Source organism: Parendozoicomonas callyspongiae (genome assembly GCF_023502345.1).
GTDB classification, from domain to species: domain Bacteria; phylum Pseudomonadota; class Gammaproteobacteria; order Pseudomonadales; family Endozoicomonadaceae; genus Sansalvadorimonas; species Sansalvadorimonas callyspongiae.
In genome coordinates this window covers 88,484-105,204 of record NZ_JAMFLX010000016.1, presented here as the reverse complement: position 1 = coordinate 105,204, position 16,721 = coordinate 88,484, and the positions used below count along the sequence as shown (strand labels likewise).

General features: G+C 48.1%; 11 protein-coding genes and 1 pseudogene. 4 read left to right on the top strand and 8 right to left on the bottom strand.

Features of this window, described 5'->3' with window-relative positions:
* Nucleotides 1-15 precede the first annotated feature (15 nt).
* Nucleotides 16-1,299 (bottom strand): pyridoxal phosphate-dependent aminotransferase, encoded by a 1,284-nt coding sequence (locus tag M3P05_RS12775; protein WP_249700082.1) that lies wholly within the window; start codon nt 1,297-1,299, stop codon nt 16-18.
* 244 nt (nt 1,300-1,543) lie between these two features.
* Between M3P05_RS12775 and rlmF the strand changes: the two genes are divergently transcribed.
* From rlmF to M3P05_RS21240, 3 genes and pseudogenes are all read left to right on the top strand, one after another.
* Nucleotides 1,544-2,509, top strand: coding sequence for a 23S rRNA (adenine(1618)-N(6))-methyltransferase RlmF (rlmF, locus tag M3P05_RS12770; protein ID WP_283777791.1), 966 nt, complete (start codon nt 1,544-1,546; stop codon nt 2,507-2,509).
* Nucleotides 2,510-2,714: 205 nt separating this feature from the next.
* A pseudogene (locus M3P05_RS21245) lies at nt 2,715-2,813 on the top strand (glycine/sarcosine/betaine reductase complex selenoprotein A); the annotation flags it as partial.
* Nucleotides 2,811-2,915 (top strand): hypothetical protein, encoded by a 105-nt coding sequence (locus M3P05_RS21240; protein ID WP_408635911.1) that lies wholly within the window; start codon nt 2,811-2,813, stop codon nt 2,913-2,915. The pseudogene M3P05_RS21245 and the gene M3P05_RS21240, both read left to right, overlap by 3 nt.
* A 69-nt stretch (nt 2,916-2,984) precedes the next feature.
* Here M3P05_RS21240 and M3P05_RS12760 read toward each other — a convergent pair whose 3' ends face one another.
* The 5 genes from M3P05_RS12760 to M3P05_RS12740 form a co-directional block, all read right to left on the bottom strand.
* Nucleotides 2,985-3,875, bottom strand: coding sequence for a glycine betaine ABC transporter substrate-binding protein (locus M3P05_RS12760; RefSeq protein ID WP_332842012.1), 891 nt, complete (start codon nt 3,873-3,875; stop codon nt 2,985-2,987).
* Between the two features lie 110 nt (nt 3,876-3,985).
* Nucleotides 3,986-4,726 carry an ABC transporter permease gene (locus tag M3P05_RS12755; protein ID WP_249700080.1) on the bottom strand — a complete coding sequence of 247 codons (741 nt, stop codon included), beginning with the start codon at nt 4,724-4,726 and terminating at the stop codon, nt 3,986-3,988.
* Between the two features lie 18 nt (nt 4,727-4,744).
* Entirely contained in the window at nt 4,745-5,866 is a 1,122-nt protein-coding gene (locus M3P05_RS12750) for an ABC transporter ATP-binding protein (protein ID WP_249700079.1), read from the bottom strand.
* 28 nt (nt 5,867-5,894) lie between these two features.
* Nucleotides 5,895-6,551: an ABC transporter permease gene (locus tag M3P05_RS12745; protein ID WP_249700078.1), complete on the bottom strand. Its 657-nt coding sequence runs from the start codon at nt 6,549-6,551 to the stop codon at nt 5,895-5,897.
* A gap of 683 nt (nt 6,552-7,234) precedes the next feature.
* Nucleotides 7,235-10,366: an alpha-mannosidase gene (locus M3P05_RS12740; RefSeq protein ID WP_249700076.1), complete on the bottom strand. Its 3,132-nt coding sequence runs from the start codon at nt 10,364-10,366 to the stop codon at nt 7,235-7,237.
* Between the two features lie 239 nt (nt 10,367-10,605).
* On the opposite strand from M3P05_RS12740, the gene M3P05_RS12735 reads away from it, so the two are divergent.
* Nucleotides 10,606-11,502, top strand: coding sequence for an ROK family protein (locus tag M3P05_RS12735; protein ID WP_249700075.1), 897 nt, complete (start codon nt 10,606-10,608; stop codon nt 11,500-11,502).
* A 45-nt stretch (nt 11,503-11,547) separates the two neighbouring features.
* On the opposite strand, the gene M3P05_RS12730 is transcribed toward M3P05_RS12735, so the two are convergent.
* Entirely contained in the window at nt 11,548-15,402 is a 3,855-nt protein-coding gene (locus M3P05_RS12730) for a hypothetical protein (protein WP_249700074.1), read from the bottom strand.
* A gap of 172 nt (nt 15,403-15,574) precedes the next feature.
* Entirely contained in the window at nt 15,575-16,717 is a 1,143-nt protein-coding gene (locus tag M3P05_RS12725) for an ABC transporter ATP-binding protein (protein ID WP_249700073.1), read from the bottom strand.
* Nucleotides 16,718-16,721 lie beyond the last annotated feature (4 nt).

Sequence of the window (16,721 nt, the reverse complement as noted above, 5' to 3'; positions counted from 1 at the left end):
TGGGTAAATAGTTTTTTAACCAAGCGACCTCAACCAGGCATCAATCCTTCTGCAAGCCTGCACCAATCTCGGACAGTTACTTTCAACAAAAGCATTTCGCAGCTGAGTACCCTTCTGTTTTTCTGCCACTGCCAGAGACTGCTGACCATCAAAATCAACATAGGCCAGCCGGGCAAAGAGTCTGTTGCTCTTCAAACCAAAATCACTACCGGGAAGAATGGCCACTCCGGCTTTAGACAACAGCTGTTCACAAACCTGATCAGAGGTGGTTATCCCCCTTGTCGCCAGTTTATCCCGAAAACTCTCAAAACTGACCAACAGATAAAAACCGCCAACAGCAGGCACCATTTCCAGTCCTGAGCGTGTCAGATTCTCATGCATATAATCCGCTACAACCTTCAGAACCCGCCGCGATTGCTTAAGGTATTTTTCCACCGCCGTAGGATATTCAAACGCTGTGCAGGCTGCATACTGGGTTGGCGCACTGACCGAGGTAAATGTCTCACTGGCAATAACGGCCATTTTATCCTGCAGAACAGCAAGCTCAGCAGGAAAAACCATTACACCCAGACGCCATCCACCAGCACCACACCATTTACTAAGGCCACTGCTGATGACTACCCCTTCCGGATAATAAGTCGCTATCGAGTGATGAACGCCATCAAAGCGGGTTTCACCATAGATCTCATCCGCAATAATCAAAATATCATTGCGGCGGGCAGCTTCTGCCAGAGCCTTCATATGCTCAGGTTCATAACTGCAGCCGGTTGGGTTAGACGGATAATTGAGGATTAAAACCTGAACACTGTCAGTGTCTTTCTTTTCCAGCTGATCAAGCTGCTTCGGAAGAACCCGCCACTGATTTTCCGGTCGGGTTTCAAGATGACGGACATTGCGCCCAAGCAGGAAAGCCTGTGGAGCATAGGAAACCCAACAGGGAGCAGGAAGTATCAGTTCAACATTGCAGGCCATCTGAAGATTAAACAGCAGCTCCTTGGAACCCGGGCCTACCAGAACGGAATCTGCTGTTCGGGGGACACCATCACGTTTTTGATAATAACTTGCGACTGTTTTCCGAAGTTTCTGCAATCCCCGAACGGGAAGATAATCCTTTTCACCTGCATACTGTCGCATGGTATCAGCAACAATATCAGGAACAGGAAAAGGAGACTGGCCCAGACCAAGTTTGATAATGTCCCGCCCCTGGCGAATTAAACGATTAGAATCTTCATTGATGCGCAGTGTCGCGGAGGGTTGCAGTTCCCTCACTCCATGACTCAGCTGATCATAGCTGATCATTTTTGCCTCCCGGCAATTCCTTTGTTTTACCATTGAAATAGCTTTTTCATCCCCCTGGGGTGACAAAAAAGCTATTTCCCGCTCATGGCTGTTTATAGTTAGATAATAATTAATATAAACGACAAAGAGTTCAGGTAAATAGTTCTGTCATCGATTCATAAAAAATTTACATTGGATATCGCCGAACCCTCTTTACAGGTTTACAATCCCGCACTCTTTTATACGCCCATGATCTGATTCTGTTTTGGCTGACTCACGCACTCGTTCAAAAAGACAAACTCATAAAGGTTCACTTCATCCCAGGAACCCACACAGCGGCCGATATGATATGAAAGCCTTGTCCGGTTCCTGCCCTGAACTGACTGACTTTCTCACCTCAAATCCTGCCGGACAGCTGACCATTGATTTCAGTGACAGCAGTGCCGTCTTATGTCTGAACAAAGCTCTGCTTGCCCACTTTTACAACGTCAGTTTCTGGCAGATCCCGGCAGGTTATCTCTGCCCACCTATTCCAGGCCGTGCCGATTATATTCACTACCTTGCTGACCTTTTAGCTGACAGAAACCAGGGCATCATTCCCGAAGGGAAAAGCATAAAGGCTCTGGATATCGGTACCGGTGCCAACTGTATCTACCCTATTATCGGCAGTCAGATTTATGACTGGTCTTTTACTGCTACAGATATTGATCCTGTCTCGGTCAAGGCGGCCCGCCTTATTGTTGAGGGCAACACCTGCCTGAAGAACCAGATCAGGATTGTCCAGCAACGTAATCAGAATCATATTTTCCATGGCATTATCAAAGCCAATGACCGATTTGATGTGACTCTTTGCAACCCGCCCTTCCACGCTTCAATGGCTGAAGCTCAGGCTGGAAGCCTGCGTAAATGGAATAATCTTAAAGGCGGAAAGAGCCAGAGTAATAACCTGAAAGACAAACGAAATTTTGGTGGTCAAAAAGCAGAACTTTGGTGTAAAGGTGGCGAGATTCGCTTTTTAAAACAGATGGCTCGCGAAAGCAGGGACTTCGCAGAGCAAGTAGGCATCTTTACCTCTCTGGTTTCCAAAAAAGAGAACCTGCGGCCTTTAGAGAAACTGCTAAAGCAGCTGGGAGCGACCAATATCCAGATAATCAAGATGAGTCAGGGGCAGAAAATCAGTCATCTGCTGGCCTGGAGCTATGAGGGACGCCTATTGCTTGAGTCCTATTGACTTCAGAGAAAAGTAATCAGATCAGTAGATGTCAACACATGCAGGATTTTTCAACTTATTGTTTAGATTGAAAGTAGTTAAGGAATCAGCTTTTCAAGAGATTTGCGTCTACCAGAACCACCGTTAACGAACTGCTTTCCATTCAAAACTCGTGAACCGGAGTATTACTTCTGTTGCCTTATTGACTCGCTATAGAGCCATTGCCATGTTGAAAGACAAGAAAGTTGTCATTCTGGGCGATCGCGACGGCGCACCTGGTCCTGCCATTGAAGAATGCGTAAAAACCGCCAGTGCCGAAGCCGTGAAGGAAGTTGTAGATCCAGAAGTATACGACGAGCAGGTCGGCATGATGGAGATGGGATTTCCGGTTGAAGAGATTGCAGCTGAGATGGTTCAGTTTCGCTAACCTCGTCAACCCATGACAGCTTTCTTGTTCCCATACCTCCCGGCATGGGAACAAGCTTCTGTGCCGCCCTTATTTAATCAGACCTTCCTTCTTCAGGAAGTCTTTGGCGACTTTTTCAATAGACTGCCTGTCCACATCAACCTTGGCATTCAGGCCCGACATGGTTTTGTCATCCAGCTTGGAAGACATCGTGTTCAACAGCTCTCCCACCTTAGGATGCTTCTGTAGGGTACCCTGGCGAATAACCGGAACAATGGAGTAATCGGGGAAGAAGCCTTTATCATCTCCCAATACCTTGAAGCCGAACGCGCCAATACGACCATCTGTTCCGAAGACCAGGGCAATATCCACTTCTTTCAGTTTCAGTGCCTGGTAGGCCAGACCCGGGTCCATCTTCTTGACATTGGAACGCTTGAACTTGAAGTCATAGGTTTTCTGCAGAGGCTTGAGGCCATCAGGACGAACAGGGAACTCAATATTAGCAGCAAACTTGAAATCTTCACCGTCATTCACGGCTTCAGCCAGATCGCTCAGAGTGTTGATATTTGCCATCTTCGGGTCATCTGCACGGACAGCCAGCGCATAGGTGTTGTTGGCTTTAGACGGATTGAGCCAGATAATTCCCAGCTTGCCATCAAGCTCCTTAACCTTGTTGTAAGCTTCCCTGGCGGTCATCTTGTCTTTAATTTTGTTGTATGTCCGCAAGGAAGTGCCGGTGTACTCCCAGTACAGGTCAACCTGGTCATTCAGCTGCGCCTTGCGCAGAACCGTGGAACCCATTCCATCACGTTTGTCGACATCATAACCGTTCGCTTTCAAAAACTGTTCGGTCATGGAAGCCAGCAGCAACTGCTCGGTGTAGCCTTTTCCGCCAACAACCAGCTCGACTGCCTGTACAGACAGGGTAAAGCTGGTTATCAGTGCCGCCATCAGGCCAAGTAGTTTGGTTTTCATGGACATTGATTATTCTCCGATCCATCTGTGAAATATTTCTCACAGAACAACTGGTCGTATATTCCTTCAGAATGGCTGCTGCGAAATCCATCCGCAGCAGTTTAAGCTGTGATGATTTACGCCGTTCGCTGACGCAGTGGGTTAACCCCTCTGCTGACAAAAGCCATGGTCAGAAGACCAAGGGCAAAATCTATAACAACAGCTAGCAGTGCCGTCGTGATGGCACCCGCCAGCATCATGGCCTGGTCATCTACCGCTATGCCGGTAAAGATCAGTTCACCAAGACTGGTTCCACCTATCAAAAACGCCAGGGGCGCTGTACCGATATTGATGGCCAGAGCCGTACGAATACCGGCCATAATGACAAACAGGGAGTTGGGCAGTTCAACCTGGCGCAGCATCTGCCCCGGAGTCATGCCCATCCCTCTGGCGGCTTCTTTCATATGAGCCGGAACAGAGCGTAAGCCGGTAAATGTGTTGCGCACGATTGGCAGCAGGGTTGCCACCCATAAACCGAAAATGGCTGCATTGTTGCCAATCCCCAATACACTCATTGCCAGTGCCAGCAGCGCCAGAGTAGGAATAGTGCCGCCGATATTCAGCAGTTGCATTGAAGCTTCAGCCCTCTGCGCCATTTTTGGCCGTGACAGATAGATTCCCAGGGGTACGCCAGTTAGTACCGCAAGACCACCTGAGACCAGAGTCAGATATAAATGCTCACCTGCCAGGTAGATCACATCTTCCTGGTAGTAAGCCATTTCTTCGATATAGCCGGTTCTTTCAGCCCAGACACCAAAACAGAAAATCAGAAACAGGAAGATGTTTCTGAAGTACCGATTCAAGGCGGTTTTATCCATTGTTATCTCCCGCCCCGGTTACGCCTGGGTTCGATAGGTTGCACCAACATGGTGGGTAATACCCCGCTGGGTAATAACTCCCTGCAGATAGCCTTCACCATCAACAACCGGCAGCCAGCTGGCATCGACCCGGTAAAGACGAGACACCACGGAACGCAGGTCATCATCCTGGTAAATAACCGTGGGCAAGCCATCATGATGATCCCGGCAGGAGCCACGATGAACCTGCGCAATCTCGCGTCTGACCATACCGATTGGTTTCTGCTCGCGGTTAACGACTGTCACTGCTTCCAGATCACGGGATTCCATCAGTTGCAAGGCTTCATCAAGAGGCTGATCCAGAGTGACCATAGAAGGGTTCTGTTGCATAACCTCACCGGCCGTCACCAGCTGCAGACGTTTCAAGGTCCGGTCATTACCAACAAAACCGGCAATAAAGTCATTGGCGGGATGAGCCAGCAGGTCATCAGGGGCTGCGTACTGCTCAAGCTTGCCTTCACGGAAGATAGCAATCTTGTCGCCCATCTTGACCGCTTCATCAATATCATGACTGACGAACAGAATGGTTTTCTGCAGCTCTTTCTGCATTTTCAGGAACTCGTCCTGAATCACTTCCCGGTTGATCGGGTCAATCGCTCCAAACGGCTCATCCATCAGCATGACTTTCGGGTCTGCCGCCAGGGCACGGATCACGCCAACCCGCTGCTGCTGACCACCGGAAAGTTCACTGGGATAACGCTTCAGGAAAATAGCTGGATCAAGGGCAACCAGATCCAACAGTTCTAACGCACGCTTCTTGTACTTTTCAGCACTCCAGCCCAACAGTTTGGGAACAACCGAGATGTTGTCCTCGATAGTCATATTCGGGAAAAGGCCGATCTGCTGGATGACATAGCCGATATTGCGTCGCAGATCGACAGTGTTCATCTGCGAAGTATCTTCACCATGAATCAGAACCCGGCCTGATGTGGCAGGAATGATCCGGTTCACCATTTTGAGAGTGGTCGTTTTGCCGCAGCCGGAAGGCCCGAGCAGAACACAGATCTCACCGGTTGGCACTTCCATGGAGATATGGTCGGCAGCCGTGATTGATCCATTGGGGGTATCAAAAATCTTGGTCAGTTTGTCCAGGGTAATCATACTTCACTCCTTGTTTGGATCACAGCGGTCAGACAGCAGCCGCCAGGCCTTTCGGGGTTAAGCGCTTTTGCAGCCAAAGCAGGGAAAAGTCAGCCACTATGGCCAACAGGCTGACACTGACAGCACCGATGATCAGTTGCCTTGGATCAGACTGGGATATACCTCTCTGGATCAGGGTGCCAAGACCTCCGGCACCAATATAAGCAGCGATAGCCATCACACCGATATTCATTACAACAGCAGTGCGGACACCGGCCATGATGACAGGAATCGCCAGGGGAATTTCAACCATCTTCAAACGTTGCATGGCTGTCATGCCAACACCTCTGGCAGCTTCCCGCAAAGCAGGATCAACATTGTTGATGGCAGTGTAGGTATTGCGAATGATCGGAAGCTGCGAGTAGAGCAGAACTGCGATGATAGCAGGCATATAACCTATGCCCTGGCCAATCATTGACAGAACAGGAATCATCAAACCAAACAGGGCAATTGATGGGATAGTGATAATCACCGATGCGATATACAACACGGCATCTGCCGCACGCTGACTCTGGGTGATAGCGATACCGATAGGTACGCCTGTCAGAATTGCCAGACCAACGGCAACACTGACCAGCAGGGTATGCACCCAGGCCAGTGATAATATCTGGTTGAAATTGCCTGTCAGAAAACTGAGTGTTTCCAAAGGAATCTCCTTTTCTGGCACGTGATTACTTCGCGGAAGATATCTGCAAAATGCAGGATATTTAGAGGATATGCGATGCTTGGCAGATGAGAACCGGACGCCAAAGACTCAGCGGTTCAGTCGTCAGTACTGCACAAAATCATCAAACGAAATAACCGGATCAAGTTAACAGAGAACAACTCTTCCCGCATATCGGAAAGGCTTCTCAGCGCGAAACCGAGGGTGTAGTTTTTTCTTAAAACCTCGGCAAAAGTCTGTCGAATGGAACAGTAAGCTGCATAAAACTGCGGGGCCAATTAAAGCACCAAACAGGGAAAAAGTTAACCCGGATGGCAGGTTTGCAGCCACCTGCCGCTTCCAAAATGACACTTTCAACGATGAAAAACCAACACCATCACAACATCAGACAAAAAACGACAGATAAACAGCAAATAGAGGATTATGAAAACATTTGATGACTATTTGGCGAAATTTAGCAACATAAAGCCGCAACTATCTTTTTTATATGTCGATAGTTTTTTGCAGATTTCTGCTCTCTCAAAATAACCCAAAATTTTTTTTGTTTTTTTCACCTGAAAACCTAAAAATTTACGAAAAACCAGCAAATATTCATCAAAAACCAGGGCATTTTTATTAAGCGAAAGAGAAAAACCCACTGGTTGCTGATGAAAAAAACAGCCTTGCTATCTTGCTATGGCAACCCGATATGTCTTTAGCTGATAAGGTGTAATCTCATCCGAGATTTCAGGGCAGTAATGCTCATCTCCAACCTCTTGCTCAAGGAGATTGCAGGGCTGCCAGGATTCGATCCGCAGGTCTGATTCAAGGGTAAACCGGCCACGACTGCCAGCATATTCATAAAGACGGACAATCAGGTGATCACTGTCTTCTGCTTTCTTCACCGCCTCAATAAAGATATTGGTGTTATCACAACGCAGAAGTGATTTTCCTGCCAGCCAGGACTCACCAGCCTGGGCCTGCAGAGGGTTGTTCAGATCCCAGGCTTCCTGAACGACACCCACCTCCTGCCAGCTTCCCACATGGGGCATCAGCGCGTAGGTGAACTCATGGCTTCCACAATCCGCCAGCGGATCAGGGTAGTTTGACGACTTGAGCAGCGTCAGGCGCATCACATGATTATGAATATCGTAGCCATACTTGCTGTTGTTCAGCAGTGCAACACCATAACCCTGCTCTGACAGGTCTGCCCACTGGTGGCCAACCACTTCAAATCGGGCCTGATCCCAGCTGGTATTCTTATGGGTTGGCCGCTTCACATTACCAAACTGAATATCATATGTGGCATCACTGGCCCGAATGGCAACGGGGAAGGAGACTTTCACCAGTTTCTCCCGCTCCTGCCAGTCGACATCTGTCTTGAAATCGATTCGGCGCGAACTGCGGTAGAGTGTCATTACCTGGGTAATGACGCTATTGCGATATCGCCACTGGAACTGGACAGATATCTGCAAACCGCCACGGCTGATAACCTCAGCAATAACGAGTTCAGATACCGTCTCCTGCTTCTGTTCAAAAGAAGCTTCCATTTCCCAGGCATCGTACTGGCGGGGTTTATCCTCAAAAACCTGGAACACATTCGCCAGCTCACCATCCGCCAGAACTTCTCTTTCCGCCTCCAGATCATAGAGCCGGTTTACCTGCCCCTGCTCATTCCAGTTCAACACATAGAACGGGGTCTGGATGGTCCGGTCAGTGATATCAAATGGTGAGTTCTCCCAATACATATCGCTTTTCAGATAGAGCTGGGCAGCCCCAAGGGACGGAGCGTGTTCCACCTGAACCAAGAGATGATCCTCCTCAGCCTGAATCGGCAGGAACTCTCCACTGCGATTGCAGACAGAACCACGAAAGTCTGAAACAGGCAGGCTTACGATACTATCGCGCTTCCAGCCCGCACTGTTGAAAATGGAGTACACGTTATTTCGGGGAGAAACCAGAGCACCTAAGGCATCCTGCTGACACTGGTCAGCCAGAAGATCTGCCTGCTGATACTCCTCTCTACAGTCCTGATAAACCTCCCGAATACTGGAGCCGGGGATAATATCGTGGAACTGGTTGCGCAAAATAATCTTCCAGCCTTCATATAGGAAGTCTTCTGGATAGCTCTCCCAGCTGTGATCCTGCACAGCTGCCAGAGCACACAGAAACTCGGATTCCCTGTACTTAAGCTCCAGGAAACGGTTCATCCGTTTGTTATAGGCCTGGCTGGTATAAGTCCCACGATGGTACTCAAGATACAGTTCACCATCCCAGGTGTGCAGATACCCGCCATGATCACTGCGGATGGTTTCATTCAGCTTATTGGCAAAGTTATCAACCCGCCCGGAGCGCACTTCTACCTGACCCGGCATTTTTTCCAGACGGCGGCGCATCTCCAGCATATGGCGGTTGACTCCACCACCGCCATCTCCGTAACCATAAGCCAGCAGAAGATTCTGGTTGATACCCTTGTCGGCATAGTTTTCCCAGATGCCATTAACAGTATGAGGCTCAAGCAGGCCGTTATAGGTGTAATAACTGCGATTCGGGCCTTCATCTGTTGGTGTGGTTATGAAGTGAGTTGTTACTTCACTGCCGTCTATTCCACGCCAGATGAAGGTGTCATGTGGCAGTTTGTTATATTCATTCCAGCTGATCTTGGTGGTGAAAAAAGTCTCCAGCCCACACTGTTTCAGAATCTGTGGCAGGGCCCAGCTGTAACCAAAAACATCCGGCAGCCAGAGATAGTTATTCCTGACACCGAACTCCTGTTCAAAGAAGCGGATTCCATACATCAGCTGACGTACAAGAGATTCGCCGGAAGAGACATTACAGTCCGCCTCAACCCACATGGCACCGCCCGCTTCCCAGCGTCCTTCCTTGACCCACTTTTGAATACGCCGGTATATGACCGGATAATCTTTCTTGATGTATTCATAAAGCTGGGGCTGACTCTGCAAAAAAGTGTAATCTTTATACAGTGTCATCAGGCGGTTAACTGTGGCGAAGGAGCGTGCCGCTTTCTCCCTGGTGTGTCTCAGTCGCCAGAGCCAGGCAATATCGATATGTGTATGGCCAACACAGGTCACAGACACCGGATGTTTCTGCTTCATCTTTTTCAATTGCTGCTCAAGATAACCTCCCGCTTCAGCAACTGAATCAAAAAACTCTTCACTCTCAGGGTCAGAAAAATCAACCTGGTTAAAGGTCTGGATCAATACATTCAGCAGTCGGCTTTTCTCAACCGAATGCTCAGGCAGATGGTCAATAGTATGAAGGGCAGTTCTGGCAGTGAAATAGAGATCATCGCAACTGGGCTCAAGGCAGGCCACCTCCGCCTGCAGCAATTCATGGCGCTGCACTTTGGGTGCACCGCCTCCTTCAAGACCAGACCAGAGTCGAAATTCCAGCTTGAGTTCCAGCCCTGTTCTTTTGGGTGTAAACACAACTTCCTTGTGATTACTGTCTACCCCCTGCCAGGGATGACCATTCAGGTACAGCATGGCTTCAAAACCGGAATTGGTACCCTCGCCGGTTCTGCCAAAATCAAATAACCCAACAACCTTACGTTCCCGCCACTCACCGGGCAGGGAAATTGTCTGGGTTAACCACAGATATTTATCTCTTCCAACCCAGCGGTCACCAACAGCCATGGTTCCTGTTGCCGCTTCCAGGTCAGGATGTTTATTTCCAACTTCCCCGTTATCTTCGTAGCAACGAAATAAACCCAGCGATCTACGATCGCGATAACGAAACTCCTCCAGCTCATCGACCAGGCGCTGAAGACGTTGCTGATGAAAAAACTCAGTTGGCATCCGGACCAATCTCTACACAAAATTAATTAATTTCGATTAAACATCAGATTTTGTTAACTGCCGGACTCGAGGAATGAGAGCGGTTGTGATCAAATTTCACCAAATTTAATTCGTAACACTTTCAATTCTGTATCATTGTGACCCATATCACGCAGAAGACATATTAACTGGCGTATAGTTTTTTAAACTTACAAAGGCTTAGACTCTATACAAATTAATTAACCTTGAAAGGAAGCCACATGCATATTGGTTTTGATGTTGGGGGAACAAAAACTGAAATCATTGTCATTGATAAGCATGGTGAGACTCACTTCAGTAAACGTATCTCAACTGTCCATAATTACCAGTCCTTTATTGACTGTATTATTGAACTGACATCTGAAGCAGAGCAGGCTGTTAATGGAGCCTGCACAGTGGGTCTGGGGATTCCAGGCGTGGTTAACCCCAAGAACGGTCTGGTAAAAAATGCCAACAGCACCTTTCTTAACGGTAAACCTCTGCAGAAAGACCTCTCAGAGAAGCTGCAGCGAACCGTTCAGATTGCCAACGATGCCAATTGCTTCGCCCTCTCGGAAGCTAAAGATGGTGCAGGAGCCAGTGGTTCAGTGGTATTCGGGGTTATTCTTGGCACCGGCTGCGGCGGCGGAATTATTGTCGATAAAAAGATCATCACCGGTTTAAATGCCAATGCCGGAGAGTGGGGGCACAATCCACTTCCCTGTCACTCTCTGGAAAAAGATGGAGACACGCCACGCTGTTTCTGCGGACGCTTTCACTGTCTTGAGCAGTTTATCTCCGGCACTGGTTTTGCCCGTCAATATAACAATATTGCCCAGACCCAGCTGAAAGCACCTGAGATTATGGATCTGGTTAAGCAGGGCGATAAATACGCCGCCCGGACTTATCACCTTTATATTGATCAACTTGCACGAGCACTGGCAGGTATTATTAATATTCTTGATCCTGATACAATTGTTATCGGGGGAGGTATGTCAAATATTAATTGCATCTATGAAGATGTTATTAAGGTTATTCCTCTTTATACCATTACTCCCGACATTGATATCAATATATTAAAAGCCCGTTTTGGTGATTCTTCCGGAATTCGTGGAGCTGCATGGCTTGGAAAGAATTGATAGATTCTTGTTAATTATTGGTGTAGTTATATTCTGCACCAATAATTAATCGACTTTGCAGGTTTTCGATTTTCTCTTTCTAAGCCCCTCTGTTGAAGAGAGTAATAATGATGCGTGCCTTTCATCAAATGATTGGCTTTGGACTTGATTACAGATCAACTTATCGAACCTGGTATCCGTTTCCCCTAACATTTTCAGCAAAAGCTGTACCGGTGGATAATCTTTCAGCAGCCCGGATTGTAGAAGTTCTAATGCCGTGCTTTCATCACGGGCAAAACCCTCCAGACCAAACAGGCTGCAGATGGCTGCCTTGTACATTTCATTCTCTTTTAGCTCAGATTTAGTAGCAATTTTCCTGATCAGTTTCAAATTTGCATCTTTTTGATCTTTATCTTTTGGATGCACGAAAACACACCCAATATTTCTCTGCCTCTGCCTGATAAGGTTAAAGATTCGCTTTAAGGCTTCATCATAAAGCTGCTGCTTTTCATCATCCCCCAGTTCGCCGGAAGATATGGAATGTTCCCGTTCTTTTGCCAGATCATCGACCAGCACAGAGAACAATCCCTCAAGTTCCCTCAAGGCATGATCAATATCTTTAAATCCGGAAGCACCAGACAGTCTGTGACTGCATTTCAGCAGAACGGCTTCGGGGCATACCAGTTCTGGATCGTTGATCAAACCCTCAATGAGCTGATGGGCCCAAGCCTTATCCTCACGGTAATACCTCTCAACAAGAGCTACCGTTTTCTGACCCCATGCCCTCCCCTCCTGGTAAAAGCCTTGCGAGATGAACTTTCTTGCCTCCTCCTGCTGTAACTCCACCAGAAGCTGGCAGACCTCTTCGCACCAGCCTTTATCTTTCAGTAGCAGACAAAAGGCGCTTTCTTTATCGCCAGCGCAGAGTAAATAGCGTCCGGCGATACCGGAATTTATTTCTGTTGTCCCTGCCTGCTGCTTTACCTTTTCTGTTAACCAGTCTGGCGTAGCCAGTTTCTGAGAAACCGTCAGTTCTAAAGCCCTTTCCAGCAGATGGCCGCTTTCTCGTCCCAGAATATTGCGCAGCCTTTCAAGTACTTTTTTATCTCCCTTATTGATAAATACATCTACGGGAAGCCTTGCCAGCAGAGGCACTCGATTGACAACCGTGACCGGATGAAGCATTTCCTCGATACAGTCCAGCACCTCATGAAGCGATCCTGGGGTCGCGTTGTCGAAACATCTATCAAACCACGTTTCTGGCACAGATCCCTTCACAACCACACCGGTCTGCTCAGCCAGAAAGGAAGGTGCTTTTAAGGCTGCCCCGCAGACCAGTCCTTTAGGCAGATCTACATATTTCACAGGACATCCACAGAATGTAATTGCCAACTGTCCGGCACTGGTTAAACGATAACCTAAAAAGCATTGAGCACTTTGCAGAAGGCACTCGATTGAAGCACGGCACACACCGAGATTGCATCTGCGGCCGGGCACGGCATGAATTCTTACCAGTCTTAAGTCCCTGATATTAATACCATGTTCCAATACAGGAATTTCCAAAGTAAGCTCGAGATTAATACCAGATAAAATGAACCAGGCGGTCCAGCTGTTTGACAGTTTGGAGACAGCCGCCAGAAGCCTGTCTCCCTGAATAACACAGTCTGCTGTGTAGACTTTACCTGTACCGGTAGCACCCAGTTCAAGCCCGGTATCATCAACAGAACCAACTATCACATCACAGTCTTCAAGCGATGCACCGAACGACTTCAGGTCAGCCAGCCTGAGCTTCTGATTACCAGAACGTAAGCTCTGTTCTGTCAGTCTCAGCTCACGACATTGTGTATCCAGCTTTACGCCAAATTCCTCTGTTGAATTCAGCAACTGTGGGACAGACGCAATCCCCACAGGGCGTAAATAGAGAGACTCCAAATTCAGTTTTGACAGTCTCGATTGTGGGGTTGAGCTGATCTCAACAGCTGCTCCCCTGACATTCATATAGCTCGGGTTATCCAACTGAACACAAAAATCGTGGTTTCGGTCAGACCCGATCAGTGTAACTCCCAAGGGAGCTTTCTCTTTAACATCCAGATTCGCAGAACCCAGTGCACCTTTGAGATGCCATTGGCCTGTTGCTTGCTGAAGTGAAGTCTGGATTCCAGTGAGCTCTCCGGTCATGCCTCCAGAAACATGCACATTTGACTTCAACGGCAGCTTTACAGGGTGCATTGTTATATCCGGACTGATCCAGTCAGCCTTGGCAGAAAAGCTTGCACTACCCTCTTCAATACCTCCCTTTATCTCAACCGGCCCCACTTTCACCTGAGCTTCCAGATCTCCAGTTACATTCAGCTTAAGGCTGCCAATATTGATATCGGCTTTGTCATTATCTGCCAGAGTCCATTCTTCATCAGAGGAGCCTGCAACCCTTTTCAGTTCACGGGAAACCTCAAACACCGGTTTTACAAGGGTCACTGTTCCTTTTCGTACCAGCTCAGAAACAGAGCTGCATACATCTTCAGGAAGAATTTGCTTGGGTTGTAATTCCTGATCCCTGACTGTTTCTGGAACAACCAGATTGAGAGTTGTATTTAATGTTCCAACGGGAGTGGCTGCAGTAATAGAACCCTGCTCTGCCCGAATCGATAATGTTCTGGGAAAACTCTGCACCTCCCTACCCTCAGGACAGGCAGCAAGAGAAGCCTTTAAATGCTTGGCACTCCCTTCCAGGCCCAGAGAACAGAGGTCATCAACCTTGAGCTGCCCAATATGAATATTCAGGGGAAACGGGCATAACACAAAAAGATCATCAATCAGAGAATCCGGAGTATTAAGCGTTTTCTGTAGAAGGCGGGCAATGGCTTCTTCCCCACCTTCCTTCAGTTCCACCGTTAAATCATCACAGGATAAATTCACCTGAGTTGGCAACAGGTTTTCATCCGATAGAGCAAAGCGCACGCCTTTTACAATCAGGGAAAAAATATTTCCTGCCTTGCTGTATAAACTCAAAAGCTTGGCCGCGCCCGAGTGAACGGCCAAATGTACACCCTTCATCTTGATACTCAGGGCAAGGGCATGCCCGTCATAAAGTGGAACCCTGACTGAGAAGGAGACACTCCCACAAAATGCAGCTTCGATATATTGCCCACTTTTATCTTCTTTTTCAGCGAGCTGAAGAGACTTGATCGTCAGGTGAAGGTTGGTAATCTCAATATCCTCACCATCCTCCTGTTTAAGGATAATCCCTGCAGTTTTAACATTGAGAGTAACATCCGGCGTATTAGCCATGTGCTGAAAGGCCGAAACCAACCGCGAGAAATCACTGCGATCTTTTTTATAATCCTTCTTAGCTTTATCTCTGTCTTTTTTAAGCTGCTTGATTGTGTTTTCCAGCTGCTCCTTTTCCTGGGTCAAAGAAGCAAAGCCATCAGCACCTCTTTTTAGTTTTTTTAGAGCCTTGTTGAGCTTGGCCAATTGGTTTTTCAGACTATCCAGCTCCGTCGAAAGATCTTTCAAACGCTGGTAGCTGATAAACACAAAGGTTTCGTGTGTACTTTCCATCCCAAGCAGGGCCGATACCATAGCCTTCACACATAGCTTGCGGAGGTTAGGACCTTGTTTTTTGGGAGAGGTGCTTGACGTCTTCTCGGTTGTTTTGGCGAAAGATGGAGAGAGAGACCTTTCTAACGGGAGTGCTTGATCCTCAAGTGTTCCATCATCTCCGACTTCTTGCCCCGCCACCTCATCCATAGTGGTCAGGCTGAGGTTATCTGTTGTCTGAATCACAAAGTCAGAGAGAGGTGTATGCTCATACCTGGACTTTTGGCGTGAGATCATCGGCTGCCAGGAACTTTCAGGCGCAATATCAGGTAGATTGAACCTTGCCGCACCAGGGGAAGATACTGGACTCGCTGACTCCACGGGTTATGCCTCTACTGCCTGAAAGTTAATGCCTGATCTTTTCTTGACTGCAGCAGAGTCAACGATGTTCCTGACCAGACGGTTGAATAACAGAATTGTCAGCTATTCTGAATTCACAAAAAAAGCGCCGGATATATATCCAGCGCCCTGATGTTTCATTTGATCACCCTGCTCAGGCAGGTTCCATTTCAACGACTCTTTCCACAATAATCGGTTGCTCATCAGCTCCTGTCTGCAGCCTTTGCAGGGCAAGGCCATCACCATTAAAGATATGAGCACACTCAGGAGGAATAGCGATACAGCAACGTTCTCCATGCTTAAGGGTGGCATCTCCATGCCCCTGCACCGTGATCAAACGATTATCTGCCAGACGAACATGGAGATAATGGTTTTCACCCAGTTGTTCTATGACTTCAACAGTACCCTTCAGGTCCCCGATTTCTGAGATCCACATATGTTCCGGACGGACACCGAACGAGACTCTATCTCCAACAGTTAAAGAATCGCTGTCGACCGTCGCTTTCAGCCATGTTCCTTCTTCCAGAGATACCTCAATCGACTGATCGGTGATATTCACTACCTCAGCCGGAAGAATATTCATCTTGGGAGAACCAATAAACTCAGCCACAAACAAATTGCGGGGATGATGATATAACTCCAGAGGCGAACCCACCTGCTCGACCCGACCAGCAGAGAGAACCACAATCCTGGACGCCAGGGTCATAGCTTCCACCTGATCGTGAGTCACGTAAATCATGGTGGCATTCATTTCACGGTGCAGCTTGGCAAACTCAATGCGCATCTGTACCCGAAGTGCCGCATCCAGATTGGAGAGAGGCTCATCAAACAGGAACACCCTTGGGTCGCGTACAATCGCACGGCCAATGGCAACCCTCTGCCGCTGACCGCCGGAAAGCTGTTTGGGGAGACGGTCAAGCAGCTCACTCAGCTCCAGAATCCGCGCCGCTTCCAGAACCTTGTTTTTAATCTCAGCTTTCGAGAACTTCGACAGCTCAAGTCCAAACGCCATATTCTGGTAAACCGTCATATGGGGATAAAGCGCATAGGACTGGAAAACCATGGCAATCCCACGCTGCTTGGGAGAACGGCTGTTGACCAGTTCACCATCAATAAACAGCTCGCCGTCGGAGATATCTTCCAGCCCGGCAATCAGACGCAGCAGTGTCGATTTACCGCAACCGGACGGCCCGACAAAAACCACCAGCTCCTGATCATGGATATGCAGATCAACACCATGAATCACTCGGGTCTTGCCGAAGTCCTTAACGACATTTTTTAGAATCAGCTCAGCCATACCA

Coding starts and splice junctions, on each gene's coding strand:
- M3P05_RS12755 (WP_249700080.1), bottom strand. CDS start 4,726: ATGGATAAAACCGCCTTGAATCGGTACTTCAGAAACATCTTCCTGTTT.
- M3P05_RS12775 (WP_249700082.1), bottom strand. CDS start 1,299: ATGATCAGCTATGATCAGCTGAGTCATGGAGTGAGGGAACTGCAACCC.
- M3P05_RS12735 (WP_249700075.1), top strand. CDS start 10,606: ATGCATATTGGTTTTGATGTTGGGGGAACAAAAACTGAAATCATTGTC.
- M3P05_RS12740 (WP_249700076.1), bottom strand. CDS start 10,366: ATGCCAACTGAGTTTTTTCATCAGCAACGTCTTCAGCGCCTGGTCGAT.
- M3P05_RS12725 (WP_249700073.1), bottom strand. CDS start 16,717: ATGGCTGAGCTGATTCTAAAAAATGTCGTTAAGGACTTCGGCAAGACC.
- M3P05_RS12750 (WP_249700079.1), bottom strand. CDS start 5,866: ATGATTACCCTGGACAAACTGACCAAGATTTTTGATACCCCCAATGGA.
- M3P05_RS12760 (WP_332842012.1), bottom strand. CDS start 3,875: ATGTCCATGAAAACCAAACTACTTGGCCTGATGGCGGCACTGATAACC.